The sequence below is a fragment of the Enterobacter cloacae complex sp. ESBL7 genome (genome assembly GCF_041679625.1).
GTDB lineage: Bacteria > Pseudomonadota > Gammaproteobacteria > Enterobacterales > Enterobacteriaceae > Enterobacter > Enterobacter asburiae_B.
Genome location: NZ_JBGORN010000003.1, coordinates 459924 through 478643, shown reverse-complemented (window position 1 = coordinate 478643; position 18720 = coordinate 459924). Strand labels below are relative to the sequence as shown.

At 55.2% G+C, this 18720-nt stretch carries 16 protein-coding genes; 7 read left to right on the top strand and 9 right to left on the bottom strand.

Going from position 1 to position 18720, the window contains the following annotated elements; translation table 11 throughout:
* Window positions 1–224 precede the first annotated feature (224 nt).
* Window positions 225–845: an FKBP-type peptidyl-prolyl cis-trans isomerase gene (gene fklB, locus ACERY3_RS15620; RefSeq protein WP_008502892.1), complete on the top strand. Its 621-nt coding sequence runs from the start codon at window positions 225–227 to the stop codon at window positions 843–845.
* Between the two features lie 311 nt (window positions 846–1156).
* Window positions 1157–2566, top strand: a complete 1410-nt coding sequence (cycA, locus tag ACERY3_RS15615) for a D-serine/D-alanine/glycine transporter (protein WP_048977313.1) — start codon at window positions 1157–1159, stop codon at window positions 2564–2566.
* A gap of 96 nt (window positions 2567–2662) precedes the next feature.
* On the opposite strand, the gene ytfE is transcribed toward cycA, so the two are convergent.
* Complete coding sequence (gene ytfE, locus ACERY3_RS15610) at window positions 2663–3325, bottom strand: iron-sulfur cluster repair protein YtfE (RefSeq protein WP_143347620.1); 663 nt, start codon at window positions 3323–3325, stop codon at window positions 2663–2665.
* A gap of 244 nt (window positions 3326–3569) precedes the next feature.
* Between ytfE and ACERY3_RS15605 the strand changes: the two genes are divergently transcribed.
* Window positions 3570–5219, top strand: coding sequence for a methyl-accepting chemotaxis protein (locus ACERY3_RS15605; protein WP_045888470.1), 1650 nt, complete (start codon window positions 3570–3572; stop codon window positions 5217–5219).
* 87 nt (window positions 5220–5306) lie between these two features.
* On the opposite strand, the gene ACERY3_RS15600 is transcribed toward ACERY3_RS15605, so the two are convergent.
* From ACERY3_RS15600 to ACERY3_RS15590, 3 genes are all read right to left on the bottom strand, one after another.
* Window positions 5307–6272, bottom strand: a complete 966-nt coding sequence (locus ACERY3_RS15600; protein ID WP_029741946.1) for a DMT family transporter — start codon at window positions 6270–6272, stop codon at window positions 5307–5309.
* Window positions 6273–6347: 75 nt separating this feature from the next.
* Window positions 6348–7172 (bottom strand): AraC family transcriptional regulator, encoded by an 825-nt coding sequence (locus tag ACERY3_RS15595; protein ID WP_033144477.1) that lies wholly within the window; start codon window positions 7170–7172, stop codon window positions 6348–6350.
* Window positions 7173–7220: 48 nt separating this feature from the next.
* Window positions 7221–8264, bottom strand: coding sequence for a GlxA family transcriptional regulator (locus ACERY3_RS15590; protein WP_233423223.1), 1044 nt, complete (start codon window positions 8262–8264; stop codon window positions 7221–7223).
* Window positions 8265–8884: 620 nt separating this feature from the next.
* Here ACERY3_RS15590 and ACERY3_RS15585 point away from each other — a divergent pair.
* Window positions 8885–10339 carry a beta-ketoacyl synthase gene (locus ACERY3_RS15585; protein WP_373225952.1) on the top strand — a complete coding sequence of 485 codons (1455 nt, stop codon included), beginning with the start codon at window positions 8885–8887 and terminating at the stop codon, window positions 10337–10339.
* A gap of 85 nt (window positions 10340–10424) precedes the next feature.
* Here the strand turns inward: ACERY3_RS15585 and ACERY3_RS15580 are convergent, their stop codons facing one another.
* A complete protein-coding gene (locus tag ACERY3_RS15580; RefSeq protein WP_033144480.1) occupies window positions 10425–11273 on the bottom strand; it encodes an SDR family oxidoreductase in 849 nt (282 codons plus the stop codon).
* An 84-nt stretch (window positions 11274–11357) separates the two neighbouring features.
* On the opposite strand from ACERY3_RS15580, the gene ACERY3_RS15575 reads away from it, so the two are divergent.
* Window positions 11358–11744 (top strand): helix-turn-helix domain-containing protein, encoded by a 387-nt coding sequence (locus ACERY3_RS15575; RefSeq protein ID WP_032651400.1) that lies wholly within the window; start codon window positions 11358–11360, stop codon window positions 11742–11744.
* Between the two features lie 554 nt (window positions 11745–12298).
* Here ACERY3_RS15575 and ACERY3_RS15570 read toward each other — a convergent pair.
* A complete protein-coding gene (locus ACERY3_RS15570; protein WP_094935136.1) occupies window positions 12299–14242 on the bottom strand; it encodes a bifunctional 2',3'-cyclic-nucleotide 2'-phosphodiesterase/3'-nucleotidase in 1944 nt (647 codons plus the stop codon).
* A 190-nt stretch (window positions 14243–14432) separates the two neighbouring features.
* On the opposite strand from ACERY3_RS15570, the gene cysQ reads away from it, so the two are divergent.
* A complete protein-coding gene (gene cysQ, locus ACERY3_RS15565; RefSeq protein ID WP_023310160.1) occupies window positions 14433–15173 on the top strand; it encodes a 3'(2'),5'-bisphosphate nucleotidase CysQ in 741 nt (246 codons plus the stop codon).
* Here cysQ and ACERY3_RS15560 read toward each other — a convergent pair.
* A complete protein-coding gene (locus ACERY3_RS15560; RefSeq protein WP_058840440.1) occupies window positions 15167–15724 on the bottom strand; it encodes a YtfJ family protein in 558 nt (185 codons plus the stop codon). The genes cysQ and ACERY3_RS15560 overlap by 7 nt on opposite strands.
* A 324-nt stretch (window positions 15725–16048) precedes the next feature.
* Here ACERY3_RS15560 and ACERY3_RS15555 point away from each other — a divergent pair, with 324 nt between their 5' ends.
* Entirely contained in the window at window positions 16049–16255 is a 207-nt protein-coding gene (locus ACERY3_RS15555) for a DUF1107 domain-containing protein (RefSeq protein WP_008501430.1), read from the top strand.
* A gap of 72 nt (window positions 16256–16327) precedes the next feature.
* Here ACERY3_RS15555 and ACERY3_RS15550 read toward each other — a convergent pair whose 3' ends face one another.
* On the bottom strand, window positions 16328–17665 hold the full coding sequence (locus ACERY3_RS15550; protein WP_032662457.1) for a hemolysin family protein: 1338 nt from the start codon (window positions 17663–17665) through the stop codon (window positions 16328–16330).
* A 254-nt stretch (window positions 17666–17919) separates the two neighbouring features.
* Entirely contained in the window at window positions 17920–18561 is a 642-nt protein-coding gene (gene msrA / locus ACERY3_RS15545) for a peptide-methionine (S)-S-oxide reductase MsrA (RefSeq protein WP_029741954.1), read from the bottom strand.
* Between the last annotated feature and the right edge of the window lie 159 nt (window positions 18562–18720).

The window sequence follows — 18720 nt, the reverse complement described above, 5'->3', positions numbered from 1 at the left end:
CCTGCTCCGCGTATTTTTTATCCTGTGCCCCGAAGTATAGTTTGCTAACTGCCTGAACGGCGTAGTAAACCCGACATCCGTGACATCAGTTCGGGATTAATCCTGGTTATCTCTATTGTTTCTGTTTCGTCGCGGTTTGTCACCTTAACTTCAGACAAAGTTTTACCCATAAGGGCATGGCTGATATGCTGCCCGCTACTTTAAATGTGATGGAAGGAAAACCCATGACCACCCCGACTTTTGACACTATCGAAGCGCAGGCAAGTTACGGTATCGGCTTGCAGGTAGGACAGCAGCTGAGCGAATCCGGCCTGGAAGGTCTGTTACCAGAAGCGCTGGTGGCGGGTATCGCTGACGCGCTGGAAGGCAAACAGCCTGCCGTTCCGGTAGACGTTGTGCACCGTGCGCTGCGTGAAATCCACGAACGTGCTGACGCCGTGCGTCGCGCGCGCTTCGAAGAGATGGCGGCCGAAGGTGTGAAATATCTGGAAGAGAACCGCGAGCGTGAAGGCGTGAACAGCACCGAGTCTGGTCTGCAGTTCCGCGTGATCAATCAGGGCGACGGCGCAATCCCGGCGCGTACCGACCACGTTCGCGTGCATTACACCGGTAAGCTGATCGACGGTACCGTGTTCGACAGCTCCGTGGCGCGCGGCGAACCGGCTGAATTCCCGGTCAACGGCGTGATCGCAGGCTGGATCGAAGCTCTGACCCTGATGCCGGTCGGTTCCAAATGGGAACTGACTATCCCGCATAACCTGGCCTACGGCGAGCGCGGCGCTGGCGCGTCCATCCCGCCATTCAGCACCCTGGTCTTTGAAGTCGAGCTGCTGGAAATTCTGTAATCGACTTTTCTTATTTCCTCTCCCCGGTTGGGGAGAGGAAAATAGTGTAAAAACCTATAGTTACGGTGCTATCAACATTTTATCTTGCAAACGAAACTGTTGCGTGTATTTTTGTGAGCTGTTTCGCGCTGTATGAGTGATATGACACTCACTTTCAACATATTATTAACATAATATCTAAATCATAGTATTCATCCCGCCGATTCTTACCTAATATCGATTAGCCCTTACAAGGGAACGTCATCTTTTGACGTATTTAAAGGCCAGAAGAGCCTTAACAACACAGACAGGCATAAACAGGAAAATATCACATGGTAGATCAGGTCAAAGTCGTCGCCGACGAAGAGGCGTCGTCTGAACAGTCGCTACGGCGCAATCTCACAAACCGTCATATTCAGCTCATTGCGATTGGGGGTGCCATCGGTACCGGGCTGTTTATGGGGTCAGGCAAAACCATCAGTCTCGCCGGGCCGTCGATCATATTCGTTTATATGATCATCGGTTTTATGCTCTTCTTCGTGATGCGTGCAATGGGTGAACTGCTGCTCTCGAACCTCGAATACAAATCCTTTAGCGACTTCGCTTCTGACCTGCTCGGGCCGTGGGCGGGCTATTTCACCGGCTGGACCTACTGGTTCTGCTGGGTCGTCACCGGTATGGCGGACGTCGTGGCGATTACCGCCTACGCGCAGTTCTGGTTCCCGGGGCTGTCGGACTGGGTCGCCTCGCTGGCGGTCATTGTTCTGCTGCTGAGCCTTAACCTCGCCACCGTTAAAATGTTCGGTGAGATGGAGTTCTGGTTCGCGATGATCAAAATCGTGGCGATTGTCGGGCTTATCGTCGTGGGTCTGGTGATGGTGCTCACCCACTTCCAGTCGCCAACGGGCGTTCAGGCGTCGTTTACCCATCTGTGGAATGACGGCGGCTGGTTCCCGAAAGGCATTAGCGGCTTCTTTGCCGGCTTCCAGATCGCGGTTTTTGCTTTCGTGGGCATTGAGCTGGTGGGCACGACGGCAGCGGAGACCAAAGATCCCGAGAAGTCTCTCCCGCGCGCGATTAACTCTATTCCGCTGCGTATCATCATGTTCTACGTCTTCGCGCTGATCGTCATTATGTCCGTGACGCCGTGGAGCTCCGTGGTGCCAACCAAGAGCCCGTTCGTTGAGCTGTTCGTGCTGGTAGGCCTGCCTGCTGCCGCGAGCCTGATTAACTTCGTGGTGCTGACCTCTGCTGCCTCGTCTGCCAACAGCGGCGTATTCTCCACCAGCCGTATGCTGTTTGGTCTGGCGCAGGAAGGCGTGGCGCCGAGCGCGTTCGCCAAGCTGTCGAAGCGCGCGGTACCGGCAAAAGGGTTGACCTTCTCCTGCATGTGCCTGCTGGGCGGCGTGGTGATGCTCTACGTGAACCCAAGCGTGATTGGCGCGTTCACCATGATCACCACGGTCTCTGCGATCCTGTTTATGTTCGTCTGGACCATCATCCTCTGTTCATACCTGGTGTACCGCAAGCAGCGCCCGCACCTGCATGAAAAATCGATCTACAAGATGCCGCTGGGCAAGCTGATGTGCTGGGTGTGCATGGCGTTCTTCGTCTTCGTGCTAGTTCTGCTGACGCTGGAAGATGATACCCGTCAGGCACTCATCGTCACGCCGCTGTGGTTTATCGCGCTGGGGCTGGGCTGGGTGTTTATCGGTAAGAAACGTATGGCAGGCGTAAGGTAAAAGCAAAACGGCAACTTCGGTTGCCGTTTTTAGTTTTTGCACCCTCTCCCCGTGGGAGAGGGCCGGGGTGAGGGCATCAGGCCGCAGCGGCCTTTTTTATTCCCCAGCTAATGCCCGCGGGAACAGAACGTTGTTCTCAAGACTGATGTGTTCCATCAGGTCGTCAATCATTTCATTAATGCCGTTGTACATCGCTTTCCACGTTGTGCACGCTTCTGGCGGCGGCGTGACGTTGTGGGTGGTGTGTTTGATCACTTCCAGCAGCTCGCCCGCATCATCGTGCTCGCTTTCCATCACGCTAATAGGCCCCATCGCCTGGCTTCCCATTCCCTGTTTAATCATCGGGAAGAGGATCTGCTCTTCTTTCATCATATGGCTGGAAAGCTCTTCGTGCAGCAGGGTCAGGTACTTCGCCAGGCCGCGCGGTACGGAAGGTTTGTCGGCATGGACGCGCTCGACTTTGGTTGCCTGCAGGATCAGCTCCGGCAGCTGTTCACGGTGACGGTCATGGTATCGCACGATGATATGGTCGATGATTTCAGCAAGCGGGGCGGTTCGCCAGTCTTTGTCGACGGGCTGCCCGGCCAGCAGCGCCAGCTCTGCTTCAATCACCTCAACGTCCAGCTCTTTGCGCGAGGCCGCACGTGCCAGGGTTTGCTTACCGCCGCAGCAGTAATCCATATCGTATTTCCGAAACAGCGCAGAAGCGCGAGGAATGGAGAGCGCCAGCTCGCCAAGGGGTTGGTCGCGAAAGGCCATAGCAGTTACCTCGTCATCAATAATATAAGATGTATATTAAATACATCTTTAAGGCAGCGCTATAACCCTTTAGAGGGAAGGGGGAAAATGAGATGCAGGTCACAAAAAAATACCCCATTTAACTCTCTGAATGGACTTAGGAAAGTGGTTTAGAAACTTTTTAAAGGTGTAGAAACAGTAAACAACCCGCCGCGCCTGCCGATATATCCACGTCAGACAAACCTGCATATAACAAAGGCAACGCATGTTTAAACGTATAAAAGTCATTACCCTTCTGATTTCGGTGCTGCTTGTGCTCGGCATCATGCAAGTGATTTCCGCGGGTATCTTTATCAACGCGCTGAATAACGATAAAGACAATTTCACCGTGTCGCAGCTCTCCAGCAAGAACGTGGCGGAGTTTACCGATGCGTGGATCAGCCTGAACCAGGCGCGCGTGACGCTGAACCGCGGGATGCTGCGTCTGCAAAGCAGCATGGCCTCTCAGATTAACGGTGGGCAGCTCAATGAGCTGGTCAACACGGCGAAAAATCTGCTCGCCGATGCGCAGGTCCATTACGATAAATACTATGCCCTGCCAAATACGCCGGGGCTGGACGAGAACCTGGCCAAGCGTCTGGAAGAGCAGTACCGCATTTACTCCTCAACGCTGACGCAAATGAACGTCCTGCTGAGCCAGGGCAATCTGGAAGACATGTTCAAGCAGAACGCGGAGCAAAAGCAGACCGCAATGCAGGCGGTTTACCGTGAATGGCGTGAAGCGCAGGCAACGCTTACCGATAAAGGCATCCAGGACAATGAAAGCGACTACAGGCGCATCCTGTGGATCCTCTCTGCGGTTATGCTGCTGGTGATTGTGGTGATTATCTCCAGCTGGGTAGCCATGCGCCGCGTGCTGCTGCTGCCTCTGGAAGAGGTGATTAACCATATTCGCGCCATTGCGGCGGGAGATTTAACCCAGCCGATTCAGGCTGAAGGTAAGAACGAAATGGCTATCCTGGCGCGCAACGTTCAGGAGATGCAGACCTCGCTGGCGAACACCGTGGGCGTGGTGCGTGAAGGTGCGGATACCATCTACACCGGTGCCGGTGAAATTTCTGCCGGCAGCAACGACCTCTCTTCCCGTACCGAGCAGCAGGCCGCGTCTCTGGAAGAGACGGCAGCCAGCATGGAACAGCTGACGGCAACCGTGAAGCAGAACGCCGATAACGCGCGTCAGGCTTCCCGTCTGGCGCTGGACGCCTCCTCAACGGCGAAGAAGGGCGGTAACGTGGTGGAAGGCGTGGTGCGTACAATGGACGAAATCGCCACCAGTTCCAGTAAAATCGCGCAAATTACTAACGTGATCGACGGTATTGCCTTCCAGACTAACATTCTGGCGCTGAACGCGGCGGTTGAAGCGGCGCGCGCGGGCGAGCAGGGCCGTGGTTTTGCGGTGGTAGCAGGGGAGGTCCGTACTCTCGCACAGCGCAGCGCCCAGGCGGCGAAAGAGATCAAAGCGCTGATCGATGATTCCGGCGAGCGCGTGAACGCGGGCTCCCAGCTGGTCAACGAAGCCGGGGAGACGATGGCAGAGATCGTTAATGCGGTCACCCGCGTCACCGACATCATGGGTGAAATTGCCTCGGCCTCTGACGAGCAGAGCCGCGGTATCGACCAGGTGGGCCAGGCGGTAGCCGAGATGGACCGCGTGACCCAGCAGAACGCCTCGCTGGTAGAGGAATCTGCGGCCGCGGCGGCGGCGCTGGAAGATCAGGCTGCACGCCTGAACGAAGCGGTGGCGGTGTTCAAAATCACCCGCAACCAGGCGGTCAAAGCGGCGCCGGTGAAAACCTACGTGCCCAAAGCGCAGCCCGTAGCGGCGGCGTCTGAAGGGAACTGGGAAACGTTTTAACATCATGCCGGGTGGCGCTGGCGCTTACCCGGCCTACGAAACGGCTTCTTGTAGGCCGGGTAAGGCGGAGCCGCCACCCGGCAAAAATCACACCTCCGACGCCGGAACGACCCTCGGTTTTTCCGGCTTCGCTCTTACCGCCATCACCACCCCCACCACCAGCAGCGCGATCCCGCAGGCCGTGAATAGCGGCGGCACGCTCTGGCGCATCAGGAAGGTATAAAGCAGTCCGGCCAGGGTTTCGAAGACAATCAGCGGCCCTAAAATCACCGTCGGCAGCTTCTGGCTGGCAATATTCCAGCACAGCGCGCCCACCCATGAGCACAGCACCGCAATCGCAACCATCAGGCCAATAAACACCCAGGGTCTTGGCCCGAAGGGCTGGGCGAAGTCTGGCTGTTGATGGCCTAACCAGATGCACGCCCCGGCATAGCCCACCAGCGAGACGGGCAGCGTGACCAGCGCCTGCGCCGTCGCCCACATCATCGGGTGCTTGTCCGGGTTCTCCCGCAGCCAGCGCGCGTTGCGCAGGGCATACCATGCCCAGCACGCCACGGAAATGAACGCCAGCACAATGCCAGAGCCGTAACGCCACAGGTCAACATCCGCCTGCCCGTGACGCAGCTCGGCAATATTGACGCATACCAGCCCCACGGCGGTGCATACCAGCGCCGGTATCATTTTTGACCACGCCAGTTTGCCATCGCGGTGGCTGTAGAGCAGGTTAGCAAAGACGGGGATGACGACCGGCAGCGTGCCGATAATCATGGTAGATACCGGCGCACCGGTACGCTGAATGGCACTCGCAAGGCAAACGTAGTAGATAAGATTGCCCATCATGGTCAGCGCCAGCGCGGTGCCCCAGTCCTGACGGCTGAGCTGACGCAAGCGCGCGCGACCCAGCCACGCCAGGGGCAGAGCAATCAGCCCGAGCGCCAGATAGCGTCCGGTCGACTGCAGTATTGCCGGATACTCGGGCACGATCAGCGGGCCGACAAAAATAAGCCCCCACATCATCCCGGCCAGCAGGGCATACAACACTCCACTAATCATTTTTCCATCCACAGGTATTTACGCTGCATGCAGTGTAGGAGGGGAAAATGCGCGCGTATTGTATGAGATTGCGCATTAGCGCCGGGTAACCTGCTTCTGGTAGCGCACGGGCGTAATGCCGTAGCGGCGGGTAAACGCGCGGGTTAAATGGGACTGGTCGGTCAGCCCGGTCGCGGCTGCTACTTCGGCGGCGGGCATGCCGTGGGTGAGGAACGCTTTAGCGCGCCAGAGGCGAATGGCCATCAGCATCTGGTGCGGCGTAACGTGAAAATGGGCTTTGAACTGGCGCTGGAAATGATACGGGCTCAGCGAAACGACGCTGGCCAGCTCGTCCAGCGTCAGGGCGTGCATGTAGTTGTCGTGCAGGTACTCGCGCACGCGTTCGAAGCGGTGCGCGCCTTCCTGAATCACCGGCGCGTGATGGGCCAGCGGCTGGAAGGTCTCAATCAGATCCAGCAGTAATCCTTTTTGCGCAAGCGGATCGTCCGTATGCCACAATCCGTAAATCAGCCTGCCGATTTGCTGCGAGCGTAGCGGGTCATGACGCGTGACATCGCTAAACCACCAGTGCCGGAGGCCGGTCACCTCTTCCAGCAGATCGGGTTCGATATAGACCATCCGGTAGCGCCAGCCGCCTTCGGTGGCGGATTCACCGGTATGGATCTCGTCCGGGTTCATGGTGACGACGGATTTTTCCGCCGCGAGATGCTGGGTACCGCGATAGCGAAAGCGTTCGGCACCGGTTTCAATCGTGCCGATCCCGAAGGCTTCATGGGTGTGAGGCTCAAAGGCGTAGTCAGAAATATGCGCGTGATAAAGCTCCAGCCCCGGCAGCTGCGCCAGATGGCGAAAGCGCGCGCTGTCTCTTTCATCATTAAACTGTTCAGGTACGCCTTGCACGTTGAGCCTCCTCGTGGTCATCTTTTCATTATCAGAGATGACCGCAGTTTATGCACTAAACATCTTTGCCCGGACGGTCTTACGGTAATCCCCCGGTGAAACCGTTGTTTTATGCTTAAACTGGCGATTAAAGTGCGCAATATCCTGATATCCAACCGCATTCGCAATCTCCTGAATACACAGATTGGTGGATTGCAGCATTGTCATGGCGGATTCAATTCTGGCGGTTAATAAATACTGCAGTGGGGACATGTCGGTGGCATTTTTAAAGCGGCGATTAAAGTTGCGCAAACTCATGCCAGCCATATCTGCAAGATTCTGCATGGATATATCCGAGGCGCAGTTGTCTTTTATCCAGATTTGAATTTGAACAATATCTTCATCCGGATGGGGTTTGTTTTCTTCACTGTAACATTGGCGTTCAAACTGGCTACGAATTTCATGGAAAAATGTCCGTTGAGTATGGGTGGCTACACGTTTCCCATATATCGTTTCTATAAAATGAATTGTCAGATCTGACAGGGCCTTAACGCTTGCGGCGCAGAAAATATTATCGGCCTGAGTGAGAAAATGCTTTGTCTGTAATTTTACGCTGGGGTAGTCGCGCGAGAATTGTTTGAAGTAGTGCCAGTGGGTGGTGGCAGGCTTTCCGTTGAGCAATCCCGACTCCGCCAGAAAACAGCAGCCCGTTCCGACGGCGGCGATGCGGGTTCCTCGCGCGGCCTGCTCGGTCAGCCATTCCAGAAGTTCAGGCTCTTGTCTGACCACCGCGCGAGGATTGCGCCACAGGGCAGGAAGATAGATAACGTCATAGTGTCTGTCTGCGGCAAGGGTGGTATCGGCGGTAATGCTAAAGCCACTGTGCGTCAGGATGGGCTCGCTGTTTATGCCAATGGTATTCACCTTCAGAATATTCTCCGGGCGACAGAGCCTGAAGGGCGACTTTTCCGGTTTGTGCGCGCCTGCGTAGGATGTTGTTTTTTGCTCAGCTAAATAGCTACTGGCTGCCGCTTTCCACATTTCAATCGGAAGACTGAGACCGGAACTTAGCATGCGTTCACATAACACAAATCCTATTTGTGTATTTGTCATTTTTGATTAATACCTGTTTTGACTATTATTTTTGGTGGCTCATCGTTGCCGTGGCCAAAAAAGTCAGCGTTTTGGCTGGATTTTCATATTAGCTTTTGTTGGTAATTTGTAAACTAATATCTGAAATTATCGCACTTGCTTAATAAAATAAATCCACGACCACGAGAGAATAAATTATGGTGAAATTACCCGTAATAACGGCTTTTGGCGGCTATGGTCCAGCTGGGCGTAGTTCTTCACATCATGCATTCCGTCGAATGATTATTGAGTCATTATCGGAAGAGGAACGGCAGGATACGTTATTATCGTTAGCCATCCTGATGGGCGTACTTAAATATGATGAAGGTGGATATTGCGATATTTCCGGTAAAAGATTCACACCTGCTCAGGCTGCCGCGAGGATAAAAGACGAGGTGCTAGAGGGAACCCTTATCAGAAAAATTACGCGCGACTATTTTGATGTCGATGCTATTGCCAGCCATGCAAAATTGAATATGGCTTCAGGCGAAGAGGGATTCAGTTTTAATATATCTGCCAGGCAATTACCTCAACCCTTACCGGCGGGATGGCACGTTGAGGAATTAGCGGATCGGCGCGTCCGTATTACCGTTCAGGGAGAGATGGACTGCAAAATTGAGGCGTTGCTGCGCACGGAGGTTCAGGCTGCAGGGCTGTTGCCGCAGGGATTCCGTCCGGGCGATCATTACAATTCACAGTTCCATCCGCGGGCGTTACAGATGGCGATTGTCGGAGCGTCAGACGCCATCAACGCGCTGGGGATCCCGTGGCGAGAGGTACAGGCCAAAATCACGCCGGATCGGCTCGGCGTCTATTCGGGCAATATCATGGGGCAGCTCGACGATTATGGCTTTGGCGGAATGCTGCAGTCGCGCCTGAAAGGCCATCGCGTCAGCGCCAAACAGTGCCCGCTGGGCCTGAACAGCATGTGCGCCGATTTCCTCAATGCCTATGTGCTGGGTAGCGTCGGTCATACCAGCGCCACGCTGGGGGCGTGCGCCACGTTTCTGTATAACCTGAATGCGGCAGTTGAAGATATCAAAGCGGGGTGCATTCGCGTAGCCGTCGTTGGCAGCGCCGAAGCGCCGGTCACCTCAGAAGTGATTGAAGGATTCGATGCCATGGGCGCCCTGGCAACGGAGAGCAAGCTTAAGCACACTGATGAAACGGAAACGGCCGACTGGCGCAACAGCAGCCGCCCGTTTGGCAACAGCTGCGGTTTTGTTATCGCAGAATCCAGCCAGTATGTCGTGTTAATGGACGACGAGCTGGCGCTGCAGCTTGGCGCAGAGATCCACGGTTCGGTGGGGAATGTCTTCATCAACGCTGACGGCTTTAAACGCTCTATTGCGTCACCGGGGCCGGGGAATTACATCACCATGGCGAAAGCCGTAGCCTCTGCGGTATCGATGGCCGGGATAGAGACGGTGCAGAAGGGATCGTTTATTCAGGCGCATGGCTCAAGCACGCCGAAGAATTGCGTCTCCGAGGCGGATATTTTTGACCGCGTTGCGCAAGCCTTTTCGATTCGCGACTGGCCGGTGACGGCGGTGAAATCGTATCTCGGACACTCTCTGGGCCCCGCCAGCGGCGACCAGCTGATCGGCTGCCTCGGCGTCTTCCGCTATGGTATTTTGCCGGGAATTAAAAGCGTGTCCCACATCGCGCCGCAGGTGAACAATGCGCGCTTAACCATTCCTCTTCAGGACTGCAAATTAGAGGAAGGCCAGGGACAAATCGCCTTTATTAATTCAAAAGGCTTTGGCGGTAATAATGCCACGGGGGTGGTTTACTCGCCAAAGCTTACCCATCAATGGTTGCGCAAACGCTATGGGGACGCGGTGTTTGCGGATTATCAGCAGCGTAATCGGCAGGTGCGACGTCAGGCTAACGCCTACGACGAGGCTGCGTCGCAGGGTGAACTCAATGTCATTTATCTTTTCGGCCAGCAGGGGATAAATGAGGAAGATATTAAGATTGATATGAATGGCATCACCATTCCCGGATTTGAAAAACCGATAACGTACGCGACGGATAAAGAATACCCGGACTTTTAATCGTTATATCTGTTTTTATTATTAATAAATATGAGCGGGCCGGGTAAGGGAAATCACCCGGCCGCAGGAAAGAACGGTGACACTGTTAAAGAATGGCTTTAATACTCTGCGCCAGCGGCGTCGTTGCGCGCCCGATCAGTTTGCTCAGCGTATGGCTATCGTCAAAGAGTCCCCCTTTGGACGCACCCACATCCGAGTCCGCCAGCATATCTGCCAGCCCTGCAGGCAGGCCGACGCTTTTCAGGGCGGCGGCAAAATCCGCTTCACTGAGATTCTGATAGGTTACCGGCTTCCCGCTCTGTTTGCTGAGTTCTGCCGCCAGTTCGCTCAGCGTCCAGCCGTGGTCGCCCGCCAGTTCGTAGACCTTGCCCGCGTGGCCCTCTTCTGCGATCACTTTGGCGGCCGCCGCGGCATAGTCTGCACGGGTGGCAGAGGCAATTTTGCCTTCGCCTGCCGCACCAATAAACACGCCGTGTTCCAGCGCAGGCGGCGCGCTCGCCAGGTAGTTTTCGGTATACCAGCCATTGCGCAGCAGGGCATAAGGGATGCCGGACGCCGCCAGCGCTTTTTCAGTGGCAACGTGTTCAACGTGCAGACCCAGCGGTGAGTTGTCCGCATGCAGCAGGCTGGTGTAGGCGATAAATTTCACGCCTGCCGTTTTGGCGGCGTTAATCACGTTCTGGTGCTGGGTTGCGCGCTGGCCGACTTCGCTGGAAGAGATCAGCAGCAGCTTATCCACGCCGCTCAGCGCGGCGGTGAATGCGGCTTCATCCGTGTAGTCCGCCTGGCGAACGACAATTCCCTGCTGGCTTAAGGCCTGCGCTTTCGCCGGGTTACGTACGATGGCCACAATCTGGCTGGCCGGTACGGTTTTCAACAGCTGTTCGATAACGAGATGGCCAAGCTGGCCGGTAGCGCCGGTAATCGCGATCATGATGAATCTCCTTCGTGTTTGTCTGGTGTTGTGGCACACTAGCACCATAGCTAACTTTTAGTAAGTACGTGCAAAAAGGTAAGTATGAAAACAACGATACCGACGCTCAGCGAACAAATGCGCGATGGCAATCTTTTCGCGGAACAGTGCCCTTCACGCGAGGTGCTCAAACACGTGACCAGCCGCTGGGGTGTCCTGATTCTGCTGGCCCTGCGCCAGGGAACGCATCGCTTTAGCGATCTGCGCCGTAAAATGGGCGGGGTGAGCGAAAAGATGCTGTCCCAGTCACTCCAGGCGCTGGAGCTGGACGGGTTTGTCGATCGCGTGTCGTATCCGGTGGTGCCGCCGCACGTAGAGTATAGCCTGACGCCGATGGGGATTGAGGTCAGCGAGAAAGTCGCTGCGCTGGCGGACTGGATTGAGGTGAATACGCCGAAGGTGATGGCGAATCGGGACGATCGTGCGGCCTGATGTCTTCACCCTGACCTAATGCCTGCGTGGGCGACCCCCTCTCCCTTGAGGGAGAGGGCTGGGGTGAGGGGGGAACATATAACTCTGGTGGTCATTCCGTTCACTTTATGTTCCTTGCTTCTCTGTAACGACATGGCCTGTGAATGTGCCAGGGCGGCTCAATCGCCGCCGCCCTGGCGACCCGGGCTCCCGGCGGTAAATCGCCGCTTCGCGGATTGCTCGCCCCATCCCTGGGGCTCACCCTTTCAGGGCCAGCTCAGGCGCTGTCCAAAATTGCTCCCGGCAATTTTGTCCTCAGCTTATTCCTTCAGGCTATCGGGTCGGGCATGAGCCTGCATCCCTGCAGGCCACGCCCTCTCGGCGCATCCTTGCGCCTCGCCCCGGCCTTGCGGAAACGCTTCGGCGATTTACAGCCGGACCAGGGCATCGCTGCAATTCATTAATTTTTCTGAAGAAATATTCATCGCTTCGAGTTGGAAAATTACTGAGGACCCCTCTCCCGTAGGGAGAGGGAACAAACACGAAAAACGGCAACGTATGCTGCCGTTTTGTTTTTACTTGCTCAAATCCACCTGATAAATCGCGAACCCGATATCATCCGTTGCGACCTTCTTCATCGGATACTGGGCTTTATCCTTGATAAACGCGGCTGCCTTATCGGACGGCGACGTTTCTATGCGGATATCCAGTTTCGTATCGCTGTGGATCGGCGCGAGGCGCCAGTTGTTGTCCACCGCCGGATGAATTTCGCCCGCCTTCTTCGACTCCGCGCTGATCCACGCCGCCAGCACCGAGCGGTTCTCGTCCGGCGAGGCAAAGGCGATGTGGCTATCGCCCGTACCGGCAAACTTACCGCCGTAGGCGCGGTAGTTATTGGTCACCACCAGGAAGGTGGCATTCGGGTCGATCGCCTTGCCGTTGAAGGTCAGGTTTTTGATGCGCTCCGCCTGCGGGTTGATCGCCTGACACTCGCCGTCATATTTCGCTGGCTGGGTGACGTCAATCTGGTAGTTTACGCCGTCGATCACGTCGAAGTTATAGGTTCGGAAGCCGTCCCAGTTAATCAGCGACTGCGGCTTACTGCTGTGCGGGTCAATCTGGTTAAACTGTCCGGCAGAGCACTCCAGCCACTCTTTCACCTCCTGGCCCGTCGCTTTTACCACCACCAGCGTGTTCGGGTAGAGATAGAGATCGGCGGCGTTACGGAAGGTCAGCTGGCCCTTTTCGACTTCAACATAGCTTGCCGGGTCGTTCTTACGCCCGCCCACCTTGAATGGCGCAGCCGCTGACAGGACCGGCAGTTTTGCCAGATCCGGATCGCCCTGCACAAAGTGTTCGGCATAGGCTTTCTGCGCCATGTTGACGACCTGAACGGTCGGGTCGTCCTGCACCAGCGCCAGGAAGCTATACATGTTGTCGGCGGATTTGCCGATCGGCTTGCTGACGAATTCGCGCGTGGCGTCGTGATCGTGCTTCAGCACGTCGACCAGTTTTTTATCTTCCGCCGCCAGAGATTTTTTAGCCGCAGCGTCGTAAATCGGGCGCGCTTCGGCTTTTGACTGCGTCACCTTCCAGCTGCCGCCGTCGTTATTCAGCACCAGATCCACCACGCCAAGATGGTCGCCCCACATGCCCGGCATCACCGACGGCACGCCGTTGAGCGTCCCTTTCTCAATGTCCGCCCCTTTGATGCTGGCGAAATCTTTGCCCGGGAAGACCGCGTGGGCGTGGCCGAACAGGATCGCGTCGACGCCCGGGACTTCACTCAGATAGTAAACGGAGTTTTCTGCCATGGCCTGATACGGATCGGCGGAGAGACCCGAGTGGGCGACAACGACCACCAGATCGGCGCCTTTTTCGCGCATTTCCGGCACGTATTTCCGCGCGGTTTCGGTGATGTCGTTAACGGTCACTTTGCCGTCGAGGTTGGCTTTATCCCACGTCATGATCTGCGGCGGCACAAAGCCGATATAGCCGATTTTCAGCGTCTGTTTTTTACCGTCCTGGTCGACGACGTTTGTCTCTTTAATCAGGTAAGGGGTAAAGAGCGGCTTTTGCGTCTTAACGTCGATGATATTGGCGTTAACGTACGGGAATTTCGCACCGGCAAGGGCGTCATGCAGGTATTTTAGACCGTAGTTGAATTCGTGGTTGCCGAGGTTGCCGACGGTATAGTCCAGGGTGTTCATCGCTTTATAAACAGGATGGATCTCGCCTTTTTTCAGCCCCCTGGTCGCCATGTAATCCCCAAGCGGACTGCCCTGAATGAGGTCGCCATTGTCGACCAGCACGCTGTTTTTCACTTCGCCACGCGCCGCATCGATCAGGCTTGCCGTGCGTACCAGGCCGAATTTTTCCGTCGGGGTATCTTTGTAGTAATCGAAGTCCATCATGTTGCTGTGCAGATCGGTCGTTTCCAGAATACGCAGATCTACCGTCGCCGCCTGTACGCTTGCTGCAATCAGCGTCGCCAGAAGCGTTGCACTAAACTTAATCATCAGAGGAGTCCTTTTTTCGATGCAGAGCACAAAAGAGTATGTATCTATAGCTTGTTGCTTACAGAAATGTGAATCCTGACAGAAAAAAGTAACCTGAAACCGGAATTGCTTCACAGATAGCGGAATTGTTCACATTACGATATAACTAAAACAAAGAGTTAACCTCACTGCGTTAACAAAGAGGTGGAAAATGCTAGATAAAATTTGTCAGCTCGCACGGGATGCGGGAGATGCCATCATGCAGGTATATGACGGCAGTAAACCTATGGAGGTGGTCAGCAAAGCCGACGACTCTCCGGTCACGGCGGCGGATATCGCGGCGCATAAGGTGATCCTGAAAGGATTACAGGCTTTAACGCCGGACATCCCCGTTCTGTCAGAAGAAGCGCCGCAAAGCTGGGACGAGCGCCAGCACTGGCAGCGTTACTGGCTGGTCGATCCGCTGGACGGGACAAAAGAGTTCATCAAGCGCAACGGTGAATTCACCGTCAATATCGCCCTGATTGAGAAGGGCAAAGCGGTGCTGGGCGTGGTCTACGCGCCGGTAATGAAGGTGATGTACAGCGCTGCAGAAGGGAAGGCGTGGAAGGAAGAGTGCGGCGTGCGCAAGCAGATCCAGGTGCGCGATGCGCGTCCACCGCTGGTGGTGATTAGCCGCTCGCACAGCGACAGCGAGCTGCAGGAGTACCTGCAGCAGCTGGGTGAACACCAGACCACCTCGATTGGCTCATCGCTGAAATTCTGCCTGGTGGCGGAAGGCCACGCGCAGCTCTACCCTCGCTTTGGGCCAACCAACGTCTGGGATACCGCAGCAGGTCATGCCGTTGCCGCGGCCGCCGGGGCGCATGTTCATGACTGGCAGGGCAAGCCGCTGGACTATACCCCGCGCGAATCCTTCCTCAACCCCGGCTTCCGCGTCTCTATCTACTGAGCCAGCAGCTTATGCAGCAGGTCGACAACCTGCTGCACCTCTTCCTGGGTTAACGCGCCGTCTTTCGCCCACTGTACGCGGCCCTCTTTATCCAGCACGATAATCGAGGAGCTCTCTTCTTCCAGCTGCCAGGCCTTACGGGTTACGCCGTTGCTGTCGACGATAAACTGCGACCACGGGTAGAGCTTTTTATTGCTCTCAAGGCTGGAGCGCACAAACATCCCGGAGCCCGGAATGGCGTCGTCGGTGTTAACAATGGTGGTCGTCTGGTAGCGGTCGTGAGGGAATTTTGCGGCCTTGATCGCTTCCACCAGGGTAGCATTTTTCTCTTTTGCGGATGTACGACCGGCAATATGTTGTACAACTCTCACTTTGCCCGCGAGCTGCGCGCTATTCCAGGGTTTGTAGCTAAAATTATCATTGTCGAGAATCAATTCTCCCCGGTCAGCAATGCCGACTGGCGGTACACGTTGTCCTTTTTCAATGTTGTGAGCGGAAGCCCACAGCGGCAGCAGCAGGCAGGCTGCTGCAAGGATATTACGTAGGGTCATGGCGTTTCCTTATTGTTTGCAGGTGATCCGACCACTTGGTCTTGCGCTTTTAATCATAAGTGCGATCAATGGGGTTTTCCCGCAATCCCGATGCCAGTTTGCGGGCGAACGCACATATCCATGAAAAAACGACGGCTTATACTGCGCCAGGTCACGCTTTGCAAAGATTATTCTGAATAATTGTAATCAAACGGTAAATAAACTTATGCACACTGGGTAACACCGTAGTTCTGGTCTATAGTCATTGGGCATTAAAATTTGCGCTCAGGACAGTCGGGCCGATTGTGGCACCGCAAGAGCGTATGATTCGCAGGAGATACAAGAATGAAAATTTTCCAACGCTACAACCCGCTTCAGGTGGCGAAGTACGTGAAGATCCTGTTCCGTGGACGGTTGTATATCAAGGATGTTGGCGCTTTTGAGTTTGATAAGGGCAAGATCCTTGTCCCAAAAGTGAAGGACAAACAGCACCTGTCTGTGATGTCCGAAGTCAACCGTCAGGTTATGCGTCTGCAGACTGAGATGGCTTAACCAACGTGCTATGCAGTAGTTAAAAAAAACGGCTCCCAATGGGAGCCGTTGATGTTTGTAGAGGCTGGCGCTTTACGCCGACACCTTCTCTTCCGCGTCCGGCAGCTTCGGTACCAGTACGGTCGGTTTATTGTCGATGCGGGTCACGAGCAGCTGGTCGATGCGGTAGTTATCAATATCCACCACTTCAAACTTGTAGCCGGAGAACTTCACCGAGTCGGTACGTTTCGGGATCTTACGCAGCATAAACATCATAAAGCCGCCAATGGTCTCGTAGTTACCGGACTGCGGGAACTCGTCGATATCCAGCACGCGCATCACGTCTTCAATCGGTGTGCCGCCATCAATCAGCCATGAATTATCGTCACGCTGAACAATCTGCTCTTCCAGCCCCTGGCCAACCAGGTCGCCCATCAGCGTGGTCATCACGTCGTTCAGGGTGATAATACCCACCACCAGCGCGTATTCGTTCATGATAACCGCGAAGTCTTCCCCGGCGGTTTTGAAACTTTCCAGCGCTTCTGAGAGCGTCAGGGTGTCCGGCACAATCAGGGTATTGCGGATCTGCACGCCGCTGTTGAGCGCCAGGCTCTGGTTTGCCAGCACGCGGTTCAGCAGGTCTTTGGAGTCGACGTAACCGATGATGTGGTCGATATCTTCATTACAGACCAGGAACTTAGAGTGCGGATGCTGCGCCACTTTGTTTTTCAGGCTCTGCTCATCTTCATGTAAATCGAACCAGATAATGTTTTCACGGCCCGTCATGGAAGACGGCACGGTACGGGATTCCAGTTCGAATACGTTCTCAATCAGCTCGTGCTCCTGCTTGCGCAGCACCCCGGCCAGCGCGCCGGCTTCCACCACCGCATAAATGTCGTCAGAGGTGATGTCGTCTTTACGCACCATCGGCAGCTTAAAGATGCGGAAAATGACGTTCGCCAGGCCGTTGAAGAACCACACCAGCGGACGAAACACGTACAGACAGAAGCGCATCGGGTTGATGATACGCAAAGCCACAGCTTCTGGCGCAATCATACCGATGCGTTTCGGGGTCAGGTCTGCAAAGAGGATGAACAGGCCGGTTACCAGCGAGAAGGAGAGGATAAAGCTCAGCTGTTCGGCCAGTTCAACGGACATGTACTTAACAAACAGACTATAAAACGCCGGAGAAAACGCCGCATCACCCACGATACCGCCGAGAATGGCGACCGCGTTGAGGCCAATCTGCACCACGGTGAAGAACATCCCGGGGTTTTCCTGCATTTTCAGGATACGGGTAGCATTGATGTTGCCTTCATCGGCAAGCAGCTTCAGTTTGATTTTACGGGACGCGGCCAGCGAGATCTCAGATATCGAGAAAAACGCGCTGACGGCAATCAGACAAAGTATTACTAAAATACTGTTTAACATAGTTTATCCGGCTTCTCGCCAGATCCTCAGAAGGGGAGTTGATACCATTTGTGTGAAAACACATTGAAAATCAGCTCGTAGCGTTGAGCCGATTATTTCAGCGGGTAGTATAGCGTAAAGAGATGTAAATCTGCCAGAGGTCACAATTTGGCGAAGATGGCCGGCGGGGGCGGCTGGTGGATGGATGTTAAGCTATGAGACAACGCTGTCGCTTCTTTGAGCGCCACGCGGCTCGCGTGGCGCTGGGTCGATAATCAGGCCAGCTGTGGCGGCAGGCAGACGCCGATGCCCCCGATACCGCAGTAGCCGTACGGGTTTTTATGCAGATACTGCTGGTGATCGTCCTCGGCATAGTAGAACGGTTTCGCGGTGGTGATTTCCGTCGTCACCTCGCGCGTATCGCCCGCTTCACGCATGGCCTGCTGGAAACGCTCAAGGCTGGCGCGCGCGGCGGCATCCTGCTCGGGCGTGAGCGGATAAATGGCCGAACGGTACTGTGTGCCGTGGTCGTTGCCCTGACGCATGCCCTGCGCCGGGTCGTGGTTTTCCCAGAAGACCTGCAGGAGCTGTTCGTAGCTAATGACTGCAGGGTCATAGACCACGCGTACCGCTTCCGCATGCCCGGTTTCGCCGGAGCAGACTTCGCGATAGGTAGGATTCGGCGTGTAGCCGCCCGTGTAGCCAGCCGCCGTGCTGTAAACGCCGGGCAGCTGCCAGAAGAGGCGCTCAACGCCCCAGAAGCAGCCCATGGCGAACAGGGCGATTTCCATTCCCTCCGGCACGTTGGTCATGGAATGGTTATTGACGGCGTGTAAGGTCGCCACAGGCATAGGGGTGTTGCGTCCCGGTAATGCATCAGTTTGTGAAACCAGATGCTTTTTGTCGAATAAACTCACGATGGGGCCTCCCGGGGTGCGATGTTTCGGTTAAGGTTGTCACGAAGCGTTTAATTGAACACAATAAATGCGCTGAATGAGTCTAGATTTAATCATAAGAAATATTTGGGTGTTACACCCGTTTTCAACCCGTGATTTGGGTTTTTGGCCAACAGGCCG

Coding starts and splice junctions, on each gene's coding strand:
- ytfE (WP_143347620.1), bottom strand. CDS start 3,325: ATGGCCTTTCGCGACCAACCCCTTGGCGAGCTGGCGCTCTCCATTCCT.
- ACERY3_RS15585 (WP_373225952.1), top strand. CDS start 8,885: ATGGACTGCAAAATTGAGGCGTTGCTGCGCACGGAGGTTCAGGCTGCA.
- ACERY3_RS15570 (WP_094935136.1), bottom strand. CDS start 14,242: ATGATTAAGTTTAGTGCAACGCTTCTGGCGACGCTGATTGCAGCAAGC.
- ACERY3_RS15590 (WP_233423223.1), bottom strand. CDS start 8,264: ATGACAAATACACAAATAGGATTTGTGTTATGTGAACGCATGCTAAGT.
- ACERY3_RS15575 (WP_032651400.1), top strand. CDS start 11,358: ATGAAAACAACGATACCGACGCTCAGCGAACAAATGCGCGATGGCAAT.
- ACERY3_RS15605 (WP_045888470.1), top strand. CDS start 3,570: ATGTTTAAACGTATAAAAGTCATTACCCTTCTGATTTCGGTGCTGCTT.
- cysQ (WP_023310160.1), top strand. CDS start 14,433: ATGCTAGATAAAATTTGTCAGCTCGCACGGGATGCGGGAGATGCCATC.
- ACERY3_RS15560 (WP_058840440.1), bottom strand. CDS start 15,724: ATGACCCTACGTAATATCCTTGCAGCAGCCTGCCTGCTGCTGCCGCTG.
- ACERY3_RS15580 (WP_033144480.1), bottom strand. CDS start 11,273: ATGATCGCGATTACCGGCGCTACCGGCCAGCTTGGCCATCTCGTTATC.
- ACERY3_RS15555 (WP_008501430.1), top strand. CDS start 16,049: ATGAAAATTTTCCAACGCTACAACCCGCTTCAGGTGGCGAAGTACGTG.
- ACERY3_RS15600 (WP_029741946.1), bottom strand. CDS start 6,272: ATGATTAGTGGAGTGTTGTATGCCCTGCTGGCCGGGATGATGTGGGGG.
- fklB (WP_008502892.1), top strand. CDS start 225: ATGACCACCCCGACTTTTGACACTATCGAAGCGCAGGCAAGTTACGGT.
- cycA (WP_048977313.1), top strand. CDS start 1,157: ATGGTAGATCAGGTCAAAGTCGTCGCCGACGAAGAGGCGTCGTCTGAA.
- ACERY3_RS15550 (WP_032662457.1), bottom strand. CDS start 17,665: ATGTTAAACAGTATTTTAGTAATACTTTGTCTGATTGCCGTCAGCGCG.